This is a genomic window from Aggregatibacter aphrophilus ATCC 33389 (assembly GCF_900636915.1).
Lineage (GTDB): Bacteria > Pseudomonadota > Gammaproteobacteria > Enterobacterales > Pasteurellaceae > Aggregatibacter > Aggregatibacter aphrophilus.
The window spans coordinates 1013407-1037050 of the sequence record NZ_LR134327.1; the positions used below are offsets into that span (position 1 = coordinate 1013407).

The window sequence follows — 23644 nt, forward strand, 5'->3', positions numbered from 1 at the left end:
TTACTATTTACAAATATACCCCTGATAAAATGGAATTAGAAAAAAATTTGGGTTCAGATTAATTGTGTAAAGTGCGGTCGAAATTCTCGGTGTTTTTCGACCGCACTTTTTTTCTACACAGCAATCTCAAAGTTAGCTTTTAACCCTAAATTCACTATAATATTTGTTCGCTAACCAAGGAGAATTCCATGCCACATGAAAATCTAATCTATGCCGTCAATGCTCACCAACTCTCCAATAACGAACAAGAAAATATTATTATCCTAATTTATGCCGCCAGTGCCGAAATCGCCAAAAATCACATTACAGTTTACCAACAACAGAACCAAATTCGATTACAGTATTCTTTTCTTCCCCTACCCCTTAATACCTATTTTCAACGCCACGCCGATGAAACATTGATTGCGCAATTAAAAACAACAGCACAAGAGTTATCGGAACAGCATCCGGTTATCATTTTCAACCCTAACCAATATCGAGAAAATGAAAAAAGCACAACGGCCTGTTTAACTAAAACCGAATTCCTGCTCAGACGAGAAGATGAACGTACGCCTTTCTTATTTCAGCCTATTCCTGACACCATTAAGCCTTACCTATGGCCGGAAGATAATTCCACCGGACAATGTTATGCCATCATTAATGCCGAAGTGAGCTTTTGGTTTCCACAGCGTTTTGAGTTGGATGATATTCATTACGCTTGTTTATTTAAGGGTGAAGAAGGAGAAAAGAGAAAAAAGACTGCGCCTTATTTGTTGCACTTACCGGAAAATCACTCTTTTGTTGAAGAACTGTGCAGTGAAAGCCCGACAGGAAAGGAGCAAGAAGACGGGTTTCAGCAATGGAATAAGCCGTTTGGCTTTTTCTTTCGCTCTCATGCCACATTTGATGAGCTGTTACACCATTTCAGAAAATTTATCTATATGCCGACCTATGACGGACGCTTGCTCTATTTTCGCTTTTATGACCCGACAGTATTGGAAGACTATTTTGACCGTTTAATGTATTACCCTAAAAAGGTCGCAACGTTTTGGGGAGGCGGGTTAATAGACTCAATTAGTTTACCTAAAGGCCATCATGTTGTGCATTATGCGCCAACAATGGATTTTGCTAAAATAACACCAGTTAAGAAGCAGTTTGATAGGTTCGAGATGAACGTCATTGTCGATGAAAGAAATGCTTCTCTGCTAACAGATTTAGTCAATGAACTGCTAGAAACCACACCTATTCTAAACGATTACTATGAAAGAGAGACCATTGAAAAAGTCGTTCAACATTGTTATCGTCTTTGCAAAACTCATGCTTTGTATCAAACTATTGATATTGGCCTGCTAGCCTTGCTAAGTTTAGCCTATGGTACTGTGATTGACAGATTAGATCCGGAAAAGAAAATTAATCAAATTTTACAAAGTGACATCACTGAACAAAAAAAACGATACCTTATAAAACAACGGATAAGCGTTCTAGAAAATAAAAATATTATCCGTAATAAATTGGGAGCAAATTTACATGGCTAATACCACTACACAACCATTCTATCATCAATTCGAAGAAGCCCACCGTTCTGAATCAACCAAGACGGGCACTGCAGCTTGTCGTACTAATATCATTATTCATCATAAAGATACACTTGATCGTCCTTTACCTGCAGGAATTATGGTCAAAGTTTATGACCAAGATGGTGGTGTTTCTTACGGTGAAATTGATAAAAATGGAGATAGTCACCATTTGAGCGTAAAGTGCGGTCTGATTTCATGGCAATTAATGAGAGGTCCTGATACAGCACCAAAATACGACCGTCATAAAAAAGACGGCAGACAGCTTACTGATAAAGATGAACAAGCATTTTTTAATGATTCAGACGGCTATGTCCTCATCAAAGCAAATGATGAAAAAACTAAAGACCCGCGATTACAACTTGCTAAACCGCTAAAAGTGTTTGTTTCGGTAAATATAACAAAAGTGAAGGCAATTTATCTTCCCCCGCCGATTCTATTGAATTTGCGTTTTCGTCAAAACAGTAAGGCGGGGTTATCAAGCAAACAACTTCAACAGATTGAAAAGGATGGTAAAACAGCCACTTTGTTTATTCATGGCTACAATGTTTCTCTTGGCCATATCGGAAAATTTCCTCAAGCGAAAGATTTTGGTAATCTTCCGGAATATTCTAATCTACCGCCTGCTGAGCAAGTTCAGCGTCCTTATCTACATTATGACAACGAGGCTATTGGTCAGTTGGTAAGAAAAGTAATCCTTGAACAAGCGAAAGAAGACGAAGAGATTCATCTCGAACGGATCTATAATGAAATCGATTTAAAAGTAAACAGCCATAAAGCCCTGGGATGGTTTCCACATGTGGAATATTATTTGAATTTAGCTGCGTCGGGCAAGCTCAATTCGGATGAACCGTTTACCGATTGGGAGAAGTATCACCGGATTATCGGCGTTACTTGGTCTGGTAGCGTCGATCCTTCCATGGTGTTTTTCAGGGCCGAAATGTATGCTAATGAGGCAGGCCGAGAACTAGCAAAGGTGTTGATAGAATTATTTAATAAAGGCATTAAAGTCAATATTATTACCCACTCGTTAGGTGCCCGAGTTGCATTAAGTGCATTGAATATTTTAGGCGATTTTGACGGAGCCTATGATGAGAAAATTGATAATCTGATTATGTGGGAAGCAGCGGTAGCCGATAATTCAATCACCAATAAATATACTCGCGTGAAAAATCCGGTGGCAATGGAGCTATTTCCTTATGCACATAAAACAGTGAAATACATTCGAGTATTGTATTCACAAGAAGATGGAGTGTTGGATGGTGATAGTCGTGGTGGAGATCAGGAATATACCGGTTTAATTGGCGGGGCTTATCCAATGAAATATTCCTCTCTAGCAAACACCACCGGTGCCTTAAAAGATTATTACTATAAGTTAAATTTAATTGGCAAGTATTATGAAACTGTAGAACAACTCCGACGGAACGTCCTAATACATCGGGGAAGCCTAAACCAGGATGACATTGCGGAATATAACAATATAGAAAACACAGCGAAAGGACGGGAAATAAAACAGAAGATTGAAAAATTACTGGTGGAAGAAGCCAATAAAGTATCTTCCGATTTAGAGAAGCCATTAAACTATTTGAAACCTTGGAGCCATTATCGTCGTTTCCGTCCTGAGGATGAGTATTTTAAACATATTATTGATGTGCTGACTTACCAGGTGTTTAACAATTGGACGATTTATATAAAAAATATGTGGGTACGCTCTGCGTTGGGACATCAGGGGAACCGGTTGTCAGTTAGGGGAATAGGGTTTAAAAATAAAGAATTATCAAAGCGTCAACAAGAGGAAGGGTTTGATAAATTTATTGCCGATAACACTAGCAATAATGGAGAAAATAAAAAATTCTGGTTTTGGGATCAGAGTAATTATTTCATTTCGCACTCGGCAATGCGGGAATGGGAGTGGAAAGCATTAGATAGCCAAAAAGTTTTCCCTGATATTTATAAAGAAAGTTATAAAAACCAAATTATTGATAGATGGATTAAAAAGAATTCAAATTTTGGGAGATACTAAAAAATGAGTACTAGGCTAAAATTAAGAGTTATTGTATTAGCTGTTATTCTATTCGTTATTTTATTTGCTATATATAAATATTTCAGCACTGCGCCGGTACTTTCGTTAAGCGTTTCCAGCGACGGGCGTTATGTTATTAGTGCTCATGCTGCGCAAGATGCAGATCGTCATAAGCCTATTGGTCAGCTAGTATTATGGGATATTGAGAGAAAGGAAAAGACAATACTTGCCAGGGATGCTAATGCTTTTAGTGCAGCGTTTATTCCCGATAGTCACGAATTTATGTGGCAAGACAGAAAAAATATCGTACATATTCAAAATGTTGAAGGAAAAGAAATAGAAAGTTTTCCACATTTTCAGGTTAAGACTCATATTATGTCGGCAGATAAGCAATTTTATCTTTCCTCCAATATGGAAGATAACGGACAACTATACAAAGGTTATGGAAAAGATTTAGTACCAGTTTATACCGATGGAAGTTTCCCTTTCCCATTAACTTTATCAATGAGTAAAGACTATTTTTTATCTGCAACTGCAGCTTGTTCAGTTGGCGATTATCCTGTTGCGGAAACTAACCTAACAGAAAACCCAATTAATCCTAACAGCAGTAAAAAAGGAAGTTATGATGAAATTACTTTATGGAATAGGCATACTCTAAAGCCAGTCGCTAAATTAAATGGAAATTGTGGAAAGACTACAGGTTTAATTAGCCCTAATGGTGATTGGGTAGTAACTGGTGGAGAGAATTTTGGGAATTTTATGTGGGAAGTCAATAATCTTAATAACCGGCAAAATCTAGCTCATGTTAATGATGTTTTCTATAGAAGTAATGAAAAAAAATTACAAGAATATAAAAGAAAAGCTTTACCTAAACCGCATAAATTTAAAGATAAACAAATTACTTTAAATCATACGGTTGCTATTGCATTCGTAACCGAGAAAGATTTTATTTTATTAGGCGAAAGTAGCAGTGATGATGGATTTGGCGATGAATTAGCCCGTTTATTTACTGTCGGTGATCCTTGGTTTAAAGCTTATGTAGAAATCGGCAACGACCCGAGTATCTCAACAAATTACTATCAGAGAAACCTCAGCGTCTCCTCTTCCCCGAAAGCCCATATTCTCGTCACCGGGCAAGCCACCGGCGGCGGAATTAATGTGTATAAATATCATCCTGAGAAAATGGAATTAGAGAAAATCTGGGTGGCAGATTAAATGTTAAAAGTGCGGTTCAAATTTTTGGGGGGATTGACCGCACTTTTTATTATTGAGAGATTGCATGAAAAGTAAATTAACAATTATTAGCTTTATCGTTGCTACTACAATATTACTAGTATTTTTTCGTCAGCATACGGATCCTGTTATTTCGTTAAGTGTTTCAACCGATGGACGTTATGTCATTAGTGCTCATGTTACGGAAGATGCCGATAGACATAAACCTATTGGTCAGTTGGTGTTATGGGATATTGAGAAAAAGGAAAAGACAATACTTGCCCGAAATGCCAATGCGTTTAGTGCCTTTTTTATTCCTGATAGCCATCAGTTTATGTGACAGGATAATAAAAATATTGTGCATATTCAAAATGTTGAAGGAAAAGAAATAGAAAATTTCCCACATTTTCAAGTTAAAACTCATATTATGTCAGCAGATAAACAATTTTATCTTTCCTCTAATATGGAAGATAACGGGCAGCTTTATAAAGGGTATGGAAAAGATTTAATACCAGTTTATACCGATGGAAGTTTCCCTTTCCCATTAACTTTGTCAATGAGTAAAGATTATTTTTTATCAGCTACTGAAACATGTACAACATCACCTGATCCTGTGGCAGATACAAATTTGACGATCAATCCGGTAAATCCTGATAGCAGTAAAAAAAGCAGCTATACCGGAGTGACTTTATGGGACAGATATACCTTGAAACCGGTAGCCCGTCTTTATGGAAATTGTGGATATACTACGGGGTTAATTAGCCCTAATGGTGATTGGGTAGTGACGGGCGGCGAAAATTTTGGGAATTATATGTGGGAAATTCATAACATTATGAATAGACAACGTCTATCATTAAAGTTTGATAATATTCCCGAAAAATTGCAAGAAAAACAAATTACGAAAATCAGTGTCATTGCTTATGCTTTTGTTACAGATACAGAATTTGTTGCAGTGAGACAAAGTGGTAATTATGACGGTTATGGCGATGAAATTGCTGCTGTCTATAGTGTAGGCGAACCTCAAATTAAAGGATATGTAGAAATCGGCAACGACCCGAGTATCTCAACAAATTACTATCAGAGAAACCTCAGCATCTCCTCTTCACCAAAAGCTCATATTCTCGTCACCGGGCAAGCGACCGGTGGTGGAATTAATGTGTATAAATATCACCCTGAGAAAATGGAATTAGAGAAAATCTGGGTGGCAGATTAAGAGTTAAAAGTGCGGTCAGAATTCTCGGTGTTTTTCGACCGCACTTTTTTTCCGGATTACCGAAGGGATTATTGAGGAAATAAATGATAACATTACTAAAACTGTTTTTCTTATTCGGCTTATTAATATCAACTGTCGGTTGCAATGCAACAAGTGGGGTGGCCTCTCTAGGAGTCTCTAGTGACGGACAATATATCATTACAGCACACGGTAGAGATGAATTAGTGTTATGGGACGTTGCTAAAAAGGAGAAAAAACTGCTGGCTAAAAACGCCAACCCTTATAGTGCTTATTTTATTCCTGACAGCCATGAATTTATGTGGCAGGACACCAATAACATAGTGCATATTCAGAACGTAAGTGGACAGGAAGTTAAACAATTCCCTCATTTTGAAACGGAAGGTCATATTATTACAGCGGATAAACGTTTTTATCTTTCCGCAGATACGTGGGGAAAATTGTATAAAGGGTATGGCGATAATTTAGTTCCTGTTTATACTGATGAACCGATTGCCCCTAGTCAACCTTATACTTTATCCATTCATGGCAATTATATTTTATCTACTTATGACACGATTACAGGTAGAAATGATCCGCCTGCTGAAACGAATCTAACTGCTAATCCGGTCAATCCCGATATACACAAAAAAAGCAGTTATGCCGGTGTGACTTTATGGGATAAAACGACTCTGAAACCCATCGCTAGATTATGGGGAAATTCGGGGCGTACGACTGGAAGAATTAGTCCAGACGGAAAATGGGTTGTTACAGGAAGTGATAATCACGTCAAACTTATGTGGGAAATAAATAATTTGAACCGACTATACATGTTAATTGATCTTGATGGTATTTATAATGAGAAAACAGGTTACCTAGATAATAGTAATGTCCCACCAAAACCTGAGAAATTTAAAAATAAACAAATTACTCTATCAAATACCTCAGCTGTTGCATTTGTTAGCGATAAAGACTTCATCTTATTTCCTCGTAATAATAAAGATGAGTTAGCTTTACTTTATAAAGCTGGATCTGAGGAAATACAGGGTTATGTCGAAATCGGACGAAATCCACCTATTTCAACAGGAAATCTAAGTATTGCCTCATCACCTAAAGCACATATTTTAGTCACGGGACAAGGTGGAAAAGGCGGTATTAACGTATATCGTTATCACCCTGCAACCAAAGAATTAGAAAAAATCTGGGTGGCGGATTAATCAATAATCTAATGCAAGGATAAAGTTACTATGAAAACACTAATTCCAGACGATGAAATAAAGCGATTAATCAACATAATTGGTGGTGAAAATAATATAAAAGGAATTAAACTTAAATTATGGAGTTTATATATTTCATTTAATGATTCTCAAAAAGTTGATATTGAAGGCGTTAAGGCTCTACCATTTGTTCTCAATATTATCGTGGGTGATAGTCAAATTGAAATTAGTTGCAAAGATAATGAACAAGATAATTATTTGTTTGATTATTTTATAAACAATCACCAAATAAACACTCTGCAAGGTGCAACAGAAAGAATATTAAAAAAAATCCTTATTATAATAGCCATAGCTCTTTTGTTACTTTTTGTATTTCAAGCATTTCTAGAGTCATTAGTCTCAAGAATTAATAATTAAACATGATTTATACTATTAAAAGATGACAGTATGGTCAGAATTCCAAATGTTTTTGGATTGGAAAACAATCTGAAAATTGACCGCACTTTTTCATCCTTTAGGCAGTACTAAATCTTAATAAATCACTATCAACACAAAGGAAAAAAAATTATGAAATTTTACCGATTTATAACCACATTACTTACCGTAGCAACCCTAAGTGGATGCGCAACAGCTATGTTTTGGCATGGAAATAATCCAAATGAATCTAAAGAGGTACAACAAACAGTCGCTAAAGATAAAATCTATTCATTTGCTGTAGTGAATAAAAATAATAGCCAGCTTCCGGAAGGTAGCTTAGTGATGATTGGAGAAAAATATTGGTTTGTAATCAACCCTAATGACTCAGCTCAATTAATCAATATTTTAAATATTAAGTTAGATAAACCATTTCAGATAACAGAAATGGCGAACCCTTCAGAAAACACTCATAACAAAGCATTGCCCGTTACACTCACTTCTCTTGATAGTCCTGATTTTAAATCAAGTTTATGTTTGCGCTATGATTCCTCTAATGAGGAAGAAATTACTAAGTTAAAAAAGCTTGAATTCGAAGCCAATGATATAAATAACAAAAATGCTTATACCCGTTGCGTTAATGCGAGCGGAAAATATTATAGTACACCACAAAAAATAGTGTCAGATTATCAATTTAAACAACCTATACCCGTCAATATTTATTATATTACGACTAAAAAAGGCCTTAACGTAGCTAAAGTAGCCGGTAATATTTTATTAACGCCTTTCACATTAGCATTTGATGCAGCAGGAGGAATATTTCTATTACCCATTTATTTCAATATGGAAAATTGGAATTAATAAGTTAGAAATAGAAAAATGCGGTCAAAATTCTTCGTGTTTTTTGACCGCACTTTTTACTGTTACTTCTTATGAACACACCACCTTAATCGCTAAACCGCCTTGGGAGGTTTCGCGGTATTTGGCGTTCATGTCCTTACCCGTTTCGTACATGGTTTCGATAACTTTATCAAGGGTCACGCGCGGAGTGGTAGTACGACGTAAGGCCATGCGGCTGGCGTTAATGGCTTTAACTGAGGCAATAGCGTTACGTTCGATACAAGGCACTTGAACTTGCCCTCCTACCGGGTCACAGGTGAGACCAAGGTTATGCTCCATGGCAATCTCTGCGGCGATACACACTTGTTCCGGGCTTCCTCCAAGAATTTCTGATAAACCGGCTGCCGCCATGGAGCAAGCTACACCGACTTCGCCCTGACATCCCACTTCCGCACCGGAAATGGAAGCGTTCATTTTATATAAAGACCCGATCATGCCGCAGGTTAATAAATAACGTTCAACAATTTCGTTAGTCAATGGACCGACAAACTTTTCGTAATAAGCCAACACTGCCGGAACAATGCCACAGGCTCCATTCGTCGGCGCAGTGACCACTCGTCCGCCAGCTGCATTTTCTTCATTCACCGCTAAGGCAAACATATTAACCCAGTCGATAACCCGCATCGGATCGTTAGATAACTCGTTGTTCGCTTTTAGCATTCGATATAAGGTAGCGGCACGTCGGGCGACTTTCAATGGCCCCGGCAACACCCCTTCCGTATGCAAACCATGATTAATACAATCTTTCATGGTTTTCCATACTTGATGTAAATGCGCTTCCAATTCTGCTTTACTGTGTAAAGCCAGTTCATTTTTCATCATCAAACTGGACAAGGAAAGCCCGCTTTCTTGACAATGACGCAAAATATCCGCCGCGTGCTCATAAGGATAAGGCACTTCGATTTTATTTTCTTCTTGTTGGTTGAAATGCGCTTCATCAACAATAAAACCGCCGCCAATGGAATAGTACGTTTGCTTGTACAATACTTCTTTGTCGTCCAATGCGGTAATACTCATCCCGTTTTCATGTAATGGCAAGAAAGTTTGATGGAAAATCATATCTGTTGCCGGATCAAACTTGGCAACATGTTTCCCTTCGGCCAGCGCCAATTTGGCAGTTTCATTTACATTGGCAATAAACCCTGGAATGCCTTCAATATCAACGTTATGTGGTAAGTAACCGGCTAAACCCATGATAATCGCAATATCGGTACCGTGACCGTGACCGGTCATGGATAATGAACCGTAAACATCCACATGAATTTGAGTGACTTTTTCCAGTAGCTCACGTTCAATTAAATCATCAATAAATTGTTTGCCGGCTTTCATCGGCCCAACGGTATGCGAACTGGATGGACCGATACCGATTTTAAACATATCAAAAACGCTAATCATATTTTACTCACTACCGTGCCTTACGCCTCAAAGGCATAAGGCACATTCGTTAGAATCAGGACAAAGGAAGCGCATTCTACGCTTATTTTTAAAATAATCCATAGACCACAGCAGAAATTGCAATGGAGCCCATTACCACGACAAAAATATTACTTAATTTGCCTTTATAACGACGCATAGCAGGAACGTTATGAATAGCATACATTGGCATGATAAATAGGATCATCGCAATGATTGGACCGCCAAGGGATTCAATCAAACCTAAAATACTTGGATTGATGACGGCCACCGCCCAAAGGGTTAATAAGAAGAAAAGTGCGGTGCCATAATTTAATTTTTTACGGTTAATGGTTTTGTTATCCGTCATTTTTAAATATAACCCTTCCAAACCTTCACGAGCACCTAAATAGTGACCGAAGAATGAACTGGTAATCGCCAAAAATGCTACCAACGGACCGAAGTAAGAAATGTACGGATTGTCAAATTTATTGGCAAGATAAGACAAGATACTGATATTTTGCGCTTTTGCTTCTGCAAGCTCCGCCGGTGTTAAGGTCAACACACAACTGAACACGAACAACATAACAAACAACAACAGAATCGTAGCGGTACCTTTTAAGGTCTTACTCGCATGTTTTTCTGCTAATTCAGGATCTTTATATTCCCGTTGTTGGGATAATGAAAAAGCGGAAATCGCCGGAGAGTGGTTAAATGAAAACACCAATACCGGAATCGTCAGCCATAATGTAACAATAAAGCCTTTCGCCGTTGGCGCTTCTTGCAATACTGACATATTCCAATGTGGAATTAAATAAATGGAAAGTACAAATAAAATCAACACTAATGGATAAACCAATAATTCAGTGATTTTCAACATGACTTTCTCATTCATCAACATAATGGAAATTAATGTGGCAATCAGCACAAATGATAGCAACACCCGGTTCGGTGACGGCATACCTAATTGGTGTACGATAAACGAATCTACAGTGTTAGTAATACCGTTGCCATAAATTAATAAAATCGGGAAAATCGCAAAGAAATACAATAAAGTGATTAATTTACCGGCAGTTTTACCAAAATGCTCTTCTACTACTTCGGTAATATCACTACCCGGTTTAGCGGAAGATAGGACAAAGCGAGAAAGCCCACGGTGCGCTAAATAAGTCATCGGTCCCACTAAAAACGCCATCACAACTAATGGCCAAAATCCTCCCATCCCGGCATTAATCGGCAAAAATAACACACCGGCACCGACTGCAGTTCCAAACAGATTTAACATCCAAACAATATCAAATTTACGCCACTTATTATTTTGATTAGACATGTTGTCTCCTTTTATAAAAAAGTCATATTTATTCCGCGCGCATAGTAAATGCGTTATAAAAGGCTTTCAAAGAGAATTTTGTAGATTTGTGATCGATGTACAACTTTTTCCTTGATAAATGTGATTTTTGTAACAAGTTTTTAATATAGTTTGTTAATATTTACACGACCAAGTTGAGCTGGGTTTTACATTTGCGACAAAAATACACCGCGCCTTCATGCTGTATTTTATTGTGCCGACGAATACTTAATTGGTGGGTTTGGCAGGCACAACGGTAAGTAAAGGTTTTACCTTGTACCGAGGAAAGATCGAATTGATGACAGGTATCGGCGGGCAAATGAAAGATCTCTTTCATAACAAATTGCCACTCTCTGCCGTGTGGTTGAACATGACCAAACTGTTGATAAACAATAATATGAGCCAGTTCGTGTAAGGATACCTGATGAATAAACTCTTCGCTATTTTCCAACATTAAAGTGCGGTTAAAACTGATAACGTTTCTTTGTAAATAGGCAACGCCAGCCTTAATGCCTTTTAACTCGTAATTAATTTGTGGAAGATTAAAGGAGTGTTTGAAGTGTTCTTCTGCCAGTTGCAAGCCGTAATGAATGCGACGGAGAAGCTGCATTTTTACAATGCGAAAATTATTTTCTGTTTGCATAAGTGCGGTCAAAAAACGCTTTATTTTTTAACCGCACTTTATCACAAATTGATGATTTAAAGAATTATTTTAATCCCGCTGCAGCGCGTAACTCTGCTGCACGATCAATTTTTTCCCAAGGGAATTGTTCACGACCGAAGTGACCGTAGGCGGCGGTTTGACGATAAATCGGTTGGATTAAATCTAACATTTTAATTAACCCGTACGGACGTAAATCAAAGAATTCACGTACCAAGTTTACCAACAATTCATTCGCCACTTTGCCTGTACCGAAGGTTTCAATCATGATAGATGTCGGTTCGGCAACACCGATAGCGTAAGAAAGCTGGATTTCGCAACGATCTGCAAGGCCGGCGGCAACAATATTTTTCGCCACATAACGGGCTGCATAAGCGGCAGAACGGTCAACTTTAGACGGATCTTTACCGGAGAACGCACCGCCTCCGTGACGTGCCGCACCGCCGTAAGTATCCACGATAATTTTACGACCGGTTAAACCGCAGTCCCCCATAGGGCCACCGATAACGAAACGACCGGTTGGGTTAATGAAGTATTTCGTGTCTTTAGACAACCATTGCGCCGGCAATACCGGCTTGATGATTTCTTCCATCACGCCTTCATGCAAATCTTTTTGGCTAATGCTTTCAGCATGTTGGGTGGAAAGCACCACGGCATCAATGCCGATGATCTTGTTGTCTTCATATTTAAAGGTAAGCTGGCTTTTCGCGTCAGGGCGTAACCAATCTAGTTTTCCGCTTTTACGTACCTGCGCTTGGCGTTCCATTAAACGATGCGCGTAAGTGATGGCTGCCGGCATAAATACTTCAGTTTCATTGGTAGCATAACCGAACATAATGCCTTGGTCGCCCGCGCCTTGATCGAGCGGATTTTCACGATCCACGCCTTGATTGATGTCGGAAGATTGTTTACCGATGGCGTTTAACACCGCACAAGAACGACCATCAAAGCCCATTTCGGAACTGGTATAGCCGATTTCGCAAATCACTTCACGTGCTAAATTTTCAATATCCACCCATGCAGATGTGGTAATTTCACCGCCTACTAATGCCATCCCCGTTTTCACATAGGTTTCGCAAGCAACGCGGGCTTTAGGGTCTTGTTTGATGATTTCATCTAACACCGCATCGGAAATTTGATCGGCGATTTTGTCCGGATGCCCTTCAGAAACGGACTCGGACGTAAATAAATACTGGCTCATGTTATTCTCCGGAATAATTTTAATACAGAGTAAATGTAAGGATATTTGGAAGTATTTCCATCTAGACGGCTAATCATACGCTTTTAGCCCTAAAATGCAAGTTACTAAGACGGGGAATTTTGTCAGTTTGGTGTAAATAACGAAATGAATAAAAAAGAAAAGCCCTCAATAAACATTGAGGGCCGACTTCTTCACAAAAACCTAAAAGGAAAAAGATTAGCGACGTAAACCTAAACGAGCGATTAAGCTGCTGTAAAGTTCAAGATTAGTACGTTTTAAGTAATCTAAAAGTTTACGACGACGGGAAACCATGCGTAATAAACCGCGACGACCATGGTGGTCTTTTTTGTGCTCTGCAAAGTGAGCTTGTAAATGGTTAATTTGTGCAGTCAATAAAGCAATTTGCACTTCGGAAGAACCGGTATCTTTACCATCACGACCATATTCAGCAACAATTTTTGCTTTTTGTTCAGTACTTAGAGACATAATAACTCCTAATATGAAGTGGTTAATGATACATCGTTAGCCGATCTCTAATTCAGCGACGACAATTAAGGAGTGCAGATTCTAGCCCTTGTGAGACTAAAAAGCAATGAATTTATCCCTTAACAACGCATTTAATTGCGCGGCAAATACCATTGGATTTTCTTGATGCGCATTATGACCTGCATTGGGAATAACGCTTAGGTTGAGCTGATTATCCAACGCCATTTGTTTGAACTTATGATCCCGTTCACCGCAGAAATAATAAATCGGATAAGGGCTATTTTTGACGTAAGGACGTAAATCCGGTTGCTTGGCAAGGGAGGTAGCCAATAACATTTGAGCGATATTATCGCCACAGTTAGTTTGACGTTTTTCGATTAATGCCTTGCGTTGGCCTTCCGTTAAATGGGCGAACACCGCTTGTTGATACCAGTCATTCAGTACGGATTCTGCCTTTTCATGACTAAAACGTTGCGCCCAAAATACATCATTTTTCCACCGCACTTCTTTTTCTGTTTCATTGATTAAACCAAGATTGCCGCCTTCAATGATCAAGCCTTGCAGATTGTATTTCTCTTGTTGGCTGTAAAGGGCGTAATACAGGGCAATCCGTCCTCCAAGGGAGTAACCAATTAAAAAATAAGGTTGATTTTCCACCGCACTTTGAATTTGTTTTGCCACATAAGCGCAGGTTTCATCGAAATCCTGCACCGGGTAATTTTTTGCGCTGCCGTGCCAGGGTAAATCCAAGGCGACACAATGAAAGTGCGGTAGATTTTCCGAGAGTTTTTGCCAATCGGCTTGAGTGCCTAATAGACCGTGTAAAAAGACGAGTGTGGGTTTCATAGCATTAAAAAAGCAAACTATCGTGAAATAATTTGCTTTTGATATTTCGGTTTATTCGCCTACCACCGCATAGCTGATTTGTTCAATCAGGCGTTTGTAGATATTGCTGCCGTCATTCGGCGCCACTTTAATTTCGATAATCGTTGCTTCGCGGCGTAAATAGGCTTGTTTTAATACGGAACTTAAGTCAGCCCAAGTGTAAGGGCGGGCATATTTAAGATCAAACATAGACGCCACTTGAGAGAACTCCGTGTGGTGTGGCATGCGATAGAACTTATCTTTGACTTCTGAGTCGACCGGCAACATATCAAAAATCGCGCCGCCGTTATTATTAATAATGAATAAAATGGTCGGCTGATTGAGTTTTTTAAATAACGCTAACGAATTTAAATCATAGAGCGCAGAAGTGTCGCCCACTAGCGCAACGACAGGTTGGTTAGAACCAATACCGATACCTGCAATAGTAGCAAGTAAGCCATCAATACCGCTGGCCCCACGGTTAGTGTAAATCGGGTAACCTTCCGGCAATTTGGTTAAAGCATCAACTAAACGCACAAATAAACTGTTACCAAGGAAAAGCGCACCGTTATTTGGCAATAAACGTTCAATGTGGTGGGCTAAAGAGGCTTCGTTCAAATTACCGCCCACTTGTTGTTCAATAAAGGTGGCACAGAATTTAGAAAGTGCTAAAGCTTCCAGCAACCATGGTTTTTGTCTCAACGGCGGATGTGCACGCAACCAATGATGGATTTTCGCCGTAAAACGGGTATGTAAGTGATGATAAGGATCCACTGCTTGTGGGCTTTCATCCACAATCCAAAATTCGTTTTTAAATTCTGCTAAGAATTGATTAATACGTTTGCTAATAAAGCGGTTGCCAAGTTGAATGACAATGTCCGCCTGCAACATTTTTTGTTTCACCGTTTGATTGGCAAGCCAAATATCCGCATAAGGCAATGCTGCCTCAACGCCGGATTGAATATCGGTCAGCAACACCCACCCCATGGTATTTGCCCATGCGGCAATACCCATTGCCTGTTCGGCAGGCATTCTGCCCGCCACAATAATCCCGCGCTTAGTACGCCAATGATCCCAGTGCTCATGAATTAACACTTCTTGATGTAGCTTGGGATAATTTGTCCAACTCTTATTTTGGCTTAACCAACGTTGAACCTGCGCTAACCAAGGGTGTGCATCGATTTCTTCTATATTGGCGTCGTACAACGGCTCGGCAAAAGGGACGTTAATATGCACGACACCGGCGACTTCCGTTTGCTTATGACAGGCCTGTTCAATTTTAGAAATCAACCATGGCGCGGAATAATCTTGACTTGGGCGTGGCAAATTAATATTGGCTAACGGATATACGCCGAACATATTTTCTTGCAAAATGGCCTGATTAGCGCCACATTCCAATAATTCAGGCGGACGATCGGCGGTGAGTACAATTAAATTAATATGACTTTGGCGGGCTTCAACAATAGCAGGATACAAATTGGCAGCAGCGGTACCTGACGTGACAATAATCGCCACCGGTTTTTTCGTGGATTTTGCCAAACCTAAGGCAAAAAAACCGAGACCACGTTCATCAAAATGCGTGTGACAAGTCGCCCGACCGGTATCTTGTAAACGGACAGCTTCTAATGTCAACGGCGTAGAACGTGAACCGGGTGCGATACAAAAGTGAGCAACGCCTTGACGCACAAGGGTTTCCAAAATCACTTTTGACCAACAACGATTAAATACGCTTACTGACATTTTTTCTCTCCGTTTTTAGATTCTGTTATTTGTAACAATGAGATTAAACCGGCGGCTTTGCGCTCAATTTCGTGCCATTCTAGCAAGGGAACAGACCCTTCAACAATACCAGCGCCGGCAAAAATACGAATTTTGTTCTCTTCCAATTGGGCTGAACGGATGGTCACACAAAATTCTGCTTGTTGATGATCAAAGAAACCTAACGTACCTGCATACCAACCACGATCATAGTTTTCAATTTGACGTAACAACACCTTGGCTTTTTGTTGCGGCAAGCCCGCCACCGCTGCGGTAGGATGAATAGCCAGCAAACAATCTTTGTCACTGCACTCCGCTTTTAAAAGTGCGGTAATTTCCCGACGCAAATGTTGTACCTGGCGTAACGGTTTGAGCCCGACATTCCCCACTGAAATCTTGTCGACAAAAGGTTGCAAATTGGTGCAAATACCATCAGCAACAAGCTGATTTTCATAAATATTCTTTTCATCTTGAAGCAACCAATCCGCCTGTGCGCGATTGTGTTCCGGATTATCGCTAACCAAGGCGGTACCGGCCAAGGCCTCGGTGTTTAGTTGGCGCGCCTGACGGGCATATAAGCGCTCCGGCGTAGAACCAAGGAAACAACCCTGTTCATCTTCCGCCAATAAAAAATGATAACAGCCTGTGTGATAACTTTCGCTTTTCGCTAAAAAATCTTTACCATTTAGTCGGTGCGGTGCGCTGAAAGTGACCGCATTGGCTAAAACCAATTTGCTGACCTGTTTTTGCCGAATTTCCGCTAACGCCCGAGTTACCCAATTGCACCATAGAGACTCATCAGCCTGTTGATTAACTAAAGTCAGCGGCACTTGCACATCTAAAAGTGCGGTCATTTTTTCAAATGTTTTTAAACCTTCCAAGGCGCGTAATTGACTGTTGGCCGAATCGGCTTGATCAATAAAAACCGTTACGGTAAGTTGCTGCGCATCCAGTTCCAATAATATTTGTGGTAGGAAAAAATAGGTTTCACCGTAAAATTTCATCCCGCCGAATAACGGCAATTGATATTGATTGACAAATGCTTGCGCGGCGTCTAACTGTGTAAATGTACGAACCGCCCCCACACCGACGAAAGAGCGCTCGGTGTCTTGTAGCTTGAAATAGAATTGAGGATAGTGTTGTTGTGCCTTTAGCCAGCCCAACACATTCATGTGGCACTTAACTTGCGCCGAACAAACCGCAATCTTCTGATTTTGATCGAATTGTAATGCATTAATTTGATTGATTAATTGCGCTTTTATTGATTGCAAACTATCCATTTTGAAAAAGCATTGTCTTTAGCGGGAAAATAAGTTAAAAATAAGTTGCAATTCTACCGCACTTTGCGGGAATTTTTCATAAAATATTTCACGTCTTAATCACTAAGGTCAAAACTATGGAACGCTTTCCAAAATCAGATAAATTAGAGCACGTTTGTTACGATATTCGCGGACCCGTGCACAAAGAGGCACTGCGCCTTGAAGAAGAAGGGCATAAAATTTTAAAACTGAATATCGGTAACCCCGCGCCTTTTGGTTTTGAAGCGCCTGATGAAATTCTCGTCGATGTATTACGCAATCTTCCTTCTGCGCAAGGTTATTGTGATTCCAAAGGGCTTTATTCTGCCCGTAAGGCTATCGTGCAATATTATCAATCGAAAGATATTCGTAATGTCACAGTTAATGATGTTTACATCGGCAACGGCGTCTCTGAATTAATTACGATGTCCATGCAAGCATTACTTAATGACGGCGACGAAGTGCTGATTCCAATGCCGGATTACCCGCTATGGACAGCCGCTGCAACTTTGGCAGGAGGCAAAGCCGTGCATTATTTATGTGATGAACAGGCGGGTTGGTTCCCTGATGTGGAAGATATTAAAAGCAAAGTTACCTCTCGCACGAAAGCCATTGTGATTATTAACCCGAATAACCCGACTGGCGCGGTATATAGCAAAGAATTACTGCTAGATATTGTGGAAGTGGCACGTCAACATAATTTGATTATTTTTGCCGATGAAATTTACGACAAGATTTTATATGACGGAGCCGTGCATCATCACATTGCGGCCTTAGCACCGGACTTATTGACCGTGACATTCAATGGTCTGTCTAAAGCCTATCGAGTAGCCGGTTTCCGTCAAGGTTGGATGATTCTCAATGGCCCGAAAAAACACGCAAAAGGTTACATCGAAGGTTTGGATATGTTGGCGTCTATGCGTTTGTGTGCCAATGTGCCAATGCAACATGCGATTCAGACCGCACTTGGTGGCTATCAAAGTATCAACGAATTCATTTTACCTGGCGGACGCTTGTTAGAACAACGCAATAAAGCCTATGAATTGCTCAACCAAATTCCGGGAATTAGTTGTACGAAGCCGATGGGGGCGTTGTATATGTTCCCCAAAATCAACATTAAAAAATTCAATATTTATGACGATGAAAAAATGGTGTTTGATCTATTGGCGCAGGAAAAAGTGTTGTTAGTGCATGGACGAGGTTTCAACTGGCATTCACCGGATCACTTCCGTATCGTGACCCTACCATATGTCCACCAAATTGAAGAAGGTTTGAATAAATTCGCCAGATTCTTATCTCATTATCATCAATAAAATAATAAAAGGCCCCAATTATTGGGGTCTTTTGCTTATAAAAAGTGCGGTCATAAAATCCTTTGAATTTTATGACCGCACTTTATTTCTATTATGATTTTTTATTCACTAAAATCTTTCGGAAAAAGATCCTGCATGCTTGCCCAAATAGCACCGCTTTCTTTCCCATACTGCAATACACAAGGTACCACTTCATCAATCGCTTGGCGTTGGCAAATATCAATCAAATTAACATAAAAATGCTTAGCAAGGACACGCGCTTCAGCATTTTGGAAGTAAAACATCCCAATCCGGGCATATAAACTTTTAAAGCTGTTCAGAATTAAACCGTATACAGGATTATCAGACGCAAAGGCAAGATTACGGAAAACGTCATAGTCAAACTTGGTGTAATCTTCGGCAGTATCTTTTAATTGATCTAACGGCTGTAAAATACCCAAAGATTGTTCTGGTGCGCGTTTAAACGCTTTCGGAATGTAGATCATGGAAATATCGGTACGCGCTGAGCGCATATTCGCAATGAGTGAAGGTAGACGAGTGCCATCTAATTGAATCATTGTTTCCAAGATATTGAGGCCGGATGTTTCCCAAATATCATTCACTTTAGTGGGTTTGCCGTGTTGAATATTTAACCAACCATCCCGTGCCAAACGTTGTAATACTTCGCGCAATGTGGTGCGGGTAACCCCGATTTTATCGGCCAATTCTCGTTCTGCCGGCAAGTCTGATCCCGGCGGGAAATGATTATTCCAAATACTTTTGACAATATATTCTTCCGCCAAAGCTGCCGGGCTTTGCGCTTTCAGAAGGGTTGAATCATTATTCATAGTAATAGCGTTTTTATATAAATTTAGTAAGTATCCAATAATATAACTGGTCTATTATCGTTGAAACGGCTATGCATTACAATTACATAATTATTTTTAAATCGAGATTGACATCATTTATGATTTTTGACACAGTTTAACCTTAAGTTACCTAAAATAGAGTAACTTAGAATTGTTTGGAGTTAAACGTAAGGGGCATCTTTTATGGACAATAATAGTAATTATACACAAGCATTTCTTAAAAACTTTTTGGGCTCCAGTCCAGATTGGTACAAAATTACCATCGTCGCATTTCTTATCCTTAACCCTATCTTATTTTTCATCACCCCCTTTTGTGCAGGTTGGTTATTGGTTATCGAATTTATTTTTACCTTAGCTATGGCGTTAAAATGCTACCCATTACAACCTGGCGGGTTGCTTGCTATTGAGGCGACCATTATCGGCATGACAAGCCCCGACCATATTAAAACGGAAGTATTGGCTAACTTTGAAGTAATTTTGCTATTAATGTTTATGGTGGCTGGTATTTACTTCATGAAGCAATTATTACTTTTTGTCTTCACTAAGCTTCTTCTTAACATCCATTCTAAGCTAGTACTTTCCTTGGCCTTTTGTTTCAGTGCAGCCTTCTTATCGGCGTTTTTGGATGCATTAACCGTAGTAGCAGTAATTATCAGCGTAGCAATGGGGTTTTATGGCGTATACCATAAAGTAGCTTCTGGCGGGACGTTCTATGACTCCACTGATATCACTAACGATGAAAAAATTGGTAGTCATCATGAAACCTTAGAAGAATTCCGCGCCTTTTTACGCAGTTTAATGATGCATGCAGGAGTCGGAACTGCATTAGGTGGCGTAATGACCATGGTCGGGGAGCCGCAAAACTTGATTATTGCCGAACAATCAGGTTGGAATTTTGTGGAATTCTTTTTCAGAATGGCGCCGGTAACTATTCCGGTCTTTCTATTCGGTATGTTAACCTGCGCATTGGTAGAAAAATTTCATCTCTTTGGTTACGGTGCAAAATTACCAAACAAAGTATGGACGGTTTTAGCCGAATTCGATAAAGCCAACATGAAAAAACTCACCAAACAAGAACGTTTGAAACTCATCGCCCAGGCGATAGTTGGAGTTTGGTTAATTATTGGCTTGGCATTTCATTTAGCGTCTGTGGGTATAATCGGGTTAAGTATCATCATCTTATGTACGTCACTTTGCGGCATCACCAGCGAACATACGTTAGGCAAAGCCTTCCAAGAATCCTTACCGTTTACCGCACTTTTAGTGGTGTTCTTCACGATTGTTGCAGTAATTATCGATCAAAAACTTTTCGCACCGATTATTCATTATGTATTGTCTGCAGAAGAAAGCACTCAACTCACTCTCTTCTACGCCTTCAACGGCTTGCTTTCTGCCATTTCCGATAATGTATTCGTGGCAACGGTATACATTAACGAAGCGAAAAGTGCCTTAGCAGCGAATATTATCCCACCACATCAATTTGAATTGTTAGCAGTGGCGATTAATACCGGAACTAACTTGCCTTCTGTCGCGACACCAAACGGCCAAGCTGCTTTCTTGTTCTTGTTGACATCATCGCTCGCCCCCCTAATTAACCTATCTTATGGTAGAATGGTTTACATGGCATTGCCTTATACTATTGTGTTGTCTTTGGTAGGTTTGTTCGCCGTGGAATATATTTTGCCACCAATGACCATTTGGTTAGCAAACTTAGGCTTAATTATGCCAATTTAATGGACTTGAAGATTAATCAACAATAGAGAGGAATCAAACGCTATGCTACATTTTTTCAAAACACTTTCCATCCAACGCTCCGGTTGGTTATTGTTGTTGATTTCAGCATTAGCGCTAGAAGGCTCGGCACTTTATTTTCAGTATGGCATGGATTTGCAACCCTGCGTAATGTGTATTTATGAACGCGTGGCATTATTCGGTATCGCCTTTGCGGGCTTAATTGGCTTGATTGCTCCACGTTTTTTAATAATGCGCTTGTTGGCATTGTTCATTGCTTTCGTAAGTGCAGTCAAAGGGTTATTTATTTCTATCAAACACGTTGACTATCAGTTACACCCAGCACCGTGGAACCAATGTTCTTATCTACCTGAATTTCCTCAAACTCTGCCATTAGATAAATGGTTTCCGGTGCTGTTTCACCCGACAGGTTCTTGCAGTGATGAAGTTTGGTCTTGGCTAGGACTTTCTATGGCACAGTGGATTGTAGTAATGTTTGCGGTGTATTTGCTGGTGTTGGCATTGGTATTAATTAGCCAATTTAAACGTGTTGAAACCCGCGGCAGAAGACGATTATTTAACTAGGTATAGATAAAACAAAAATGGTGTAGTTGAAAGACTACACCATTTCTTAATTTAAATATCCTGCACCACAAACTGCAAGGCGTGACGAGCAAAAAATTTGGCCTTGCGCTGTTTTAAATGTTTTAAACGTAAGGAACGAGCTTGTTGTTGGTGGAAGAATTTCTTTTTAGTTGGTTTTAAGAATCTTCTCTTGTGCATGATTATTTCTCTCCATTGATAAATTATTATTACTCACTTCATCATTTTTATCATTTTGATTTTGTTGCACGCGGTAATAATTCATAATGCTATTCATGTAACGACGAATATTCTCGACATATTGAAAGGCTTCGTAACCCCGCGCATAGCCATATTTCAAGTTAGAATAGTAACGCTTTTCCGCCAATAACGGTAAGTTCTTTTTCACGTCCAGCCAATTATCCGGATTTCCCCCTAAACTTTTGGTTAAACGACGCGCATCTAATAAATGTCCTAGTCCCATATTATAAGCTGCCAAGGCAAACCAAATGCGATCTTCACTATTGATACTATCGGGGATTTGCTCAATCAACCAATGTAAATATTCAGAACCGGCTTTAATGCTTTGTTCGGGGTCGGTTCGATCGCTGATTTTCATTCTTTCGGCAGTGTCTTTAGTCAACATCATCATGCCACGCACGCCCGTGGGTGAAGTTGCGTCAGGGTTCCAGTGAGACTCTTGATATGCAATGGCCGCCAACAAACGCCAATCCAAATTGCCTTTATGTTTAGTAAAGAGCGGTTCAAATTTCGGGAGAATCGTCTCAATAGACTTCAAATAAGATTTGGTATCCACATAATCAAACTGACGAAAATGATTAAAATACTTCTCTTCAATACTGGCAATTAATCCGGAATCAATAGAGGTATTCATAAAATCCAGTAAGGCCGATTGCAATTCGCTGGAAGAATTATTCGGTAAATACCAGTGTACGCTCATCTCATCAGTTAAATCAAAAGCTACAGCAACTTGAGGTTTGATTTGTTGGGTGGCAGAAATATCCAAAGAATTGGCAATAGTATAAGCAATTTTACCTTCTGCCACTTGCAATAATAATTCTTCCTGCGTGAGTTTTTTATCTACCGTCCAACTGAGCTTCGGATGTTTAAGTTGAGCTTCTTTTAAAATTTGCTCCAATTCGGAGCTATCAGGAATCACTAATGTGTCATTAATTTGCGCCAAAGAACGAGGACGGTTTTCACCTTTGCGATAAGCAAGTTGCCAAGAAGCAGAATAATAGGAAGGACCTAGCTGGAAATGTTCTGCTTTACTCGTATGATAGAAAAGATTGGCTGCCGCAATGTCGATTTTGTGTTCATCTAACGCAGTAAACAGAGCATCAGTACTCTCCATTGGCTGCATTTCAAGCTCCACATTCAAATAGTTGGCAAAGGCTTTGCTTAATTCATATTCCAAGCCTGATTCACCTTCTCCATTAATAAAATAAGAAATAGGATGATTAATCGTGCCGACCACCAATTTGCCACGCTCTTGAATTGCGTGATAAGGGTTTTCTTCCGAGTGCATAATTTGGCGCCATGGAAACACCATATCAATTGCCCAAAGCAATAAACATAAGCCCGCAATAATGCGTAAAAATAAACCTTTCAA

At 39.6% G+C, this 23644-nt stretch carries 20 protein-coding genes and 1 pseudogene; 10 read left to right on the forward strand and 11 right to left on the reverse strand.

The genetic code is table 11. From position 1 onward, the window contains the following. The first annotated feature begins 188 nt into the window (after positions 1–188). From EL144_RS04890 to EL144_RS04920, 7 genes and pseudogenes are all read left to right on the forward strand, one after another. A complete protein-coding gene (locus tag EL144_RS04890; protein ID WP_126379403.1) occupies positions 189–1514 on the forward strand; it encodes a DUF4123 domain-containing protein in 1326 nt (441 codons plus the stop codon). Next, positions 1507–3576, forward strand: coding sequence for an alpha/beta hydrolase (locus tag EL144_RS04895; protein ID WP_032995444.1), 2070 nt, complete (start codon positions 1507–1509; stop codon positions 3574–3576). Before EL144_RS04890 ends, EL144_RS04895 begins: the two co-directional genes overlap by 8 nt. Positions 3577–3579: 3 nt before the next feature. Beyond that, entirely contained in the window at positions 3580–4791 is a 1212-nt protein-coding gene (locus EL144_RS04900) for a WD40 repeat domain-containing protein (RefSeq protein ID WP_005705069.1), read from the forward strand. A 64-nt stretch (positions 4792–4855) separates the two neighbouring features. Continuing rightward, positions 4856–6001, forward strand: a pseudogene (locus EL144_RS04905) (WD40 repeat domain-containing protein). An 83-nt stretch (positions 6002–6084) separates the two neighbouring features. Continuing rightward, a complete protein-coding gene (locus EL144_RS04910) occupies positions 6085–7215 on the forward strand; it encodes a WD40 repeat domain-containing protein (RefSeq protein ID WP_032995443.1) in 1131 nt (376 codons plus the stop codon). 30 nt (positions 7216–7245) lie between these two features. Continuing rightward, entirely contained in the window at positions 7246–7632 is a 387-nt protein-coding gene (locus EL144_RS04915) for a hypothetical protein (RefSeq protein WP_005705063.1), read from the forward strand. A 150-nt stretch (positions 7633–7782) separates the two neighbouring features. Then, positions 7783–8490, forward strand: coding sequence for a membrane protein (locus tag EL144_RS04920; protein WP_012772000.1), 708 nt, complete (start codon positions 7783–7785; stop codon positions 8488–8490). Positions 8491–8559: 69 nt separating this feature from the next. On the opposite strand, the gene EL144_RS04925 is transcribed toward EL144_RS04920, so the two are convergent. From EL144_RS04925 to EL144_RS04960, 8 genes are all read right to left on the reverse strand, one after another. Beyond that, positions 8560–9924 carry an L-serine ammonia-lyase gene (locus EL144_RS04925; RefSeq protein ID WP_005705061.1) on the reverse strand — a complete coding sequence of 455 codons (1365 nt, stop codon included), beginning with the start codon at positions 9922–9924 and terminating at the stop codon, positions 8560–8562. 88 nt (positions 9925–10012) lie between these two features. Further along, positions 10013–11251, reverse strand: coding sequence for an HAAAP family serine/threonine permease (locus EL144_RS04930; protein WP_050332955.1), 1239 nt, complete (start codon positions 11249–11251; stop codon positions 10013–10015). 160 nt (positions 11252–11411) lie between these two features. Next, positions 11412–11912 (reverse strand): SprT family zinc-dependent metalloprotease, encoded by a 501-nt coding sequence (locus EL144_RS04935; RefSeq protein ID WP_032995453.1) that lies wholly within the window; start codon positions 11910–11912, stop codon positions 11412–11414. A 64-nt stretch (positions 11913–11976) separates the two neighbouring features. Continuing rightward, positions 11977–13131 carry a methionine adenosyltransferase gene (gene metK, locus EL144_RS04940; protein ID WP_005705057.1) on the reverse strand — a complete coding sequence of 385 codons (1155 nt, stop codon included), beginning with the start codon at positions 13129–13131 and terminating at the stop codon, positions 11977–11979. A gap of 216 nt (positions 13132–13347) precedes the next feature. Next, entirely contained in the window at positions 13348–13617 is a 270-nt protein-coding gene (gene rpsO, locus EL144_RS04945) for a 30S ribosomal protein S15 (protein ID WP_005540508.1), read from the reverse strand. Positions 13618–13713: 96 nt separating this feature from the next. Continuing rightward, positions 13714–14463 carry a 2-succinyl-6-hydroxy-2,4-cyclohexadiene-1-carboxylate synthase gene (gene menH / locus EL144_RS04950; RefSeq protein ID WP_005705056.1) on the reverse strand — a complete coding sequence of 250 codons (750 nt, stop codon included), beginning with the start codon at positions 14461–14463 and terminating at the stop codon, positions 13714–13716. Between the two features lie 51 nt (positions 14464–14514). Then, positions 14515–16221, reverse strand: coding sequence for a 2-succinyl-5-enolpyruvyl-6-hydroxy-3-cyclohexene-1-carboxylic-acid synthase (gene menD, locus EL144_RS04955; protein ID WP_005705055.1), 1707 nt, complete (start codon positions 16219–16221; stop codon positions 14515–14517). Beyond that, positions 16212–17519: an isochorismate synthase gene (locus tag EL144_RS04960; protein WP_050332953.1), complete on the reverse strand. Its 1308-nt coding sequence runs from the start codon at positions 17517–17519 to the stop codon at positions 16212–16214. Before EL144_RS04960 ends, menD begins: the two co-directional genes overlap by 10 nt. Positions 17520–17635: 116 nt before the next feature. Between EL144_RS04960 and EL144_RS04965 the strand changes: the two genes are divergently transcribed. After that, positions 17636–18850, forward strand: coding sequence for a pyridoxal phosphate-dependent aminotransferase (locus EL144_RS04965; protein ID WP_005705051.1), 1215 nt, complete (start codon positions 17636–17638; stop codon positions 18848–18850). 101 nt (positions 18851–18951) lie between these two features. Here EL144_RS04965 and fadR read toward each other — a convergent pair whose 3' ends face one another. Then, positions 18952–19677, reverse strand: coding sequence for a fatty acid metabolism transcriptional regulator FadR (gene fadR / locus EL144_RS04970; protein ID WP_005705050.1), 726 nt, complete (start codon positions 19675–19677; stop codon positions 18952–18954). Between the two features lie 204 nt (positions 19678–19881). On the opposite strand from fadR, the gene nhaB reads away from it, so the two are divergent. Both nhaB and dsbB read left to right on the forward strand, forming a co-directional pair. Next, positions 19882–21432, forward strand: a complete 1551-nt coding sequence (nhaB, locus tag EL144_RS04975) for a Na(+)/H(+) antiporter NhaB (protein ID WP_005705049.1) — start codon at positions 19882–19884, stop codon at positions 21430–21432. 42 nt (positions 21433–21474) lie between these two features. After that, positions 21475–22014 carry a disulfide bond formation protein DsbB gene (gene dsbB, locus EL144_RS04980; RefSeq protein WP_005705048.1) on the forward strand — a complete coding sequence of 180 codons (540 nt, stop codon included), beginning with the start codon at positions 21475–21477 and terminating at the stop codon, positions 22012–22014. A gap of 51 nt (positions 22015–22065) precedes the next feature. On the opposite strand, the gene EL144_RS11345 is transcribed toward dsbB, so the two are convergent. Both EL144_RS11345 and mltF read right to left on the reverse strand, forming a co-directional pair. Then, complete coding sequence (locus EL144_RS11345) at positions 22066–22212, reverse strand: hypothetical protein (RefSeq protein WP_005705047.1); 147 nt, start codon at positions 22210–22212, stop codon at positions 22066–22068. Beyond that, positions 22181–23644 carry a membrane-bound lytic murein transglycosylase MltF gene (mltF, locus tag EL144_RS04985; protein ID WP_005705045.1) on the reverse strand — a complete coding sequence of 488 codons (1464 nt, stop codon included), beginning with the start codon at positions 23642–23644 and terminating at the stop codon, positions 22181–22183. The genes EL144_RS11345 and mltF overlap by 32 nt, the downstream gene beginning before the upstream one ends.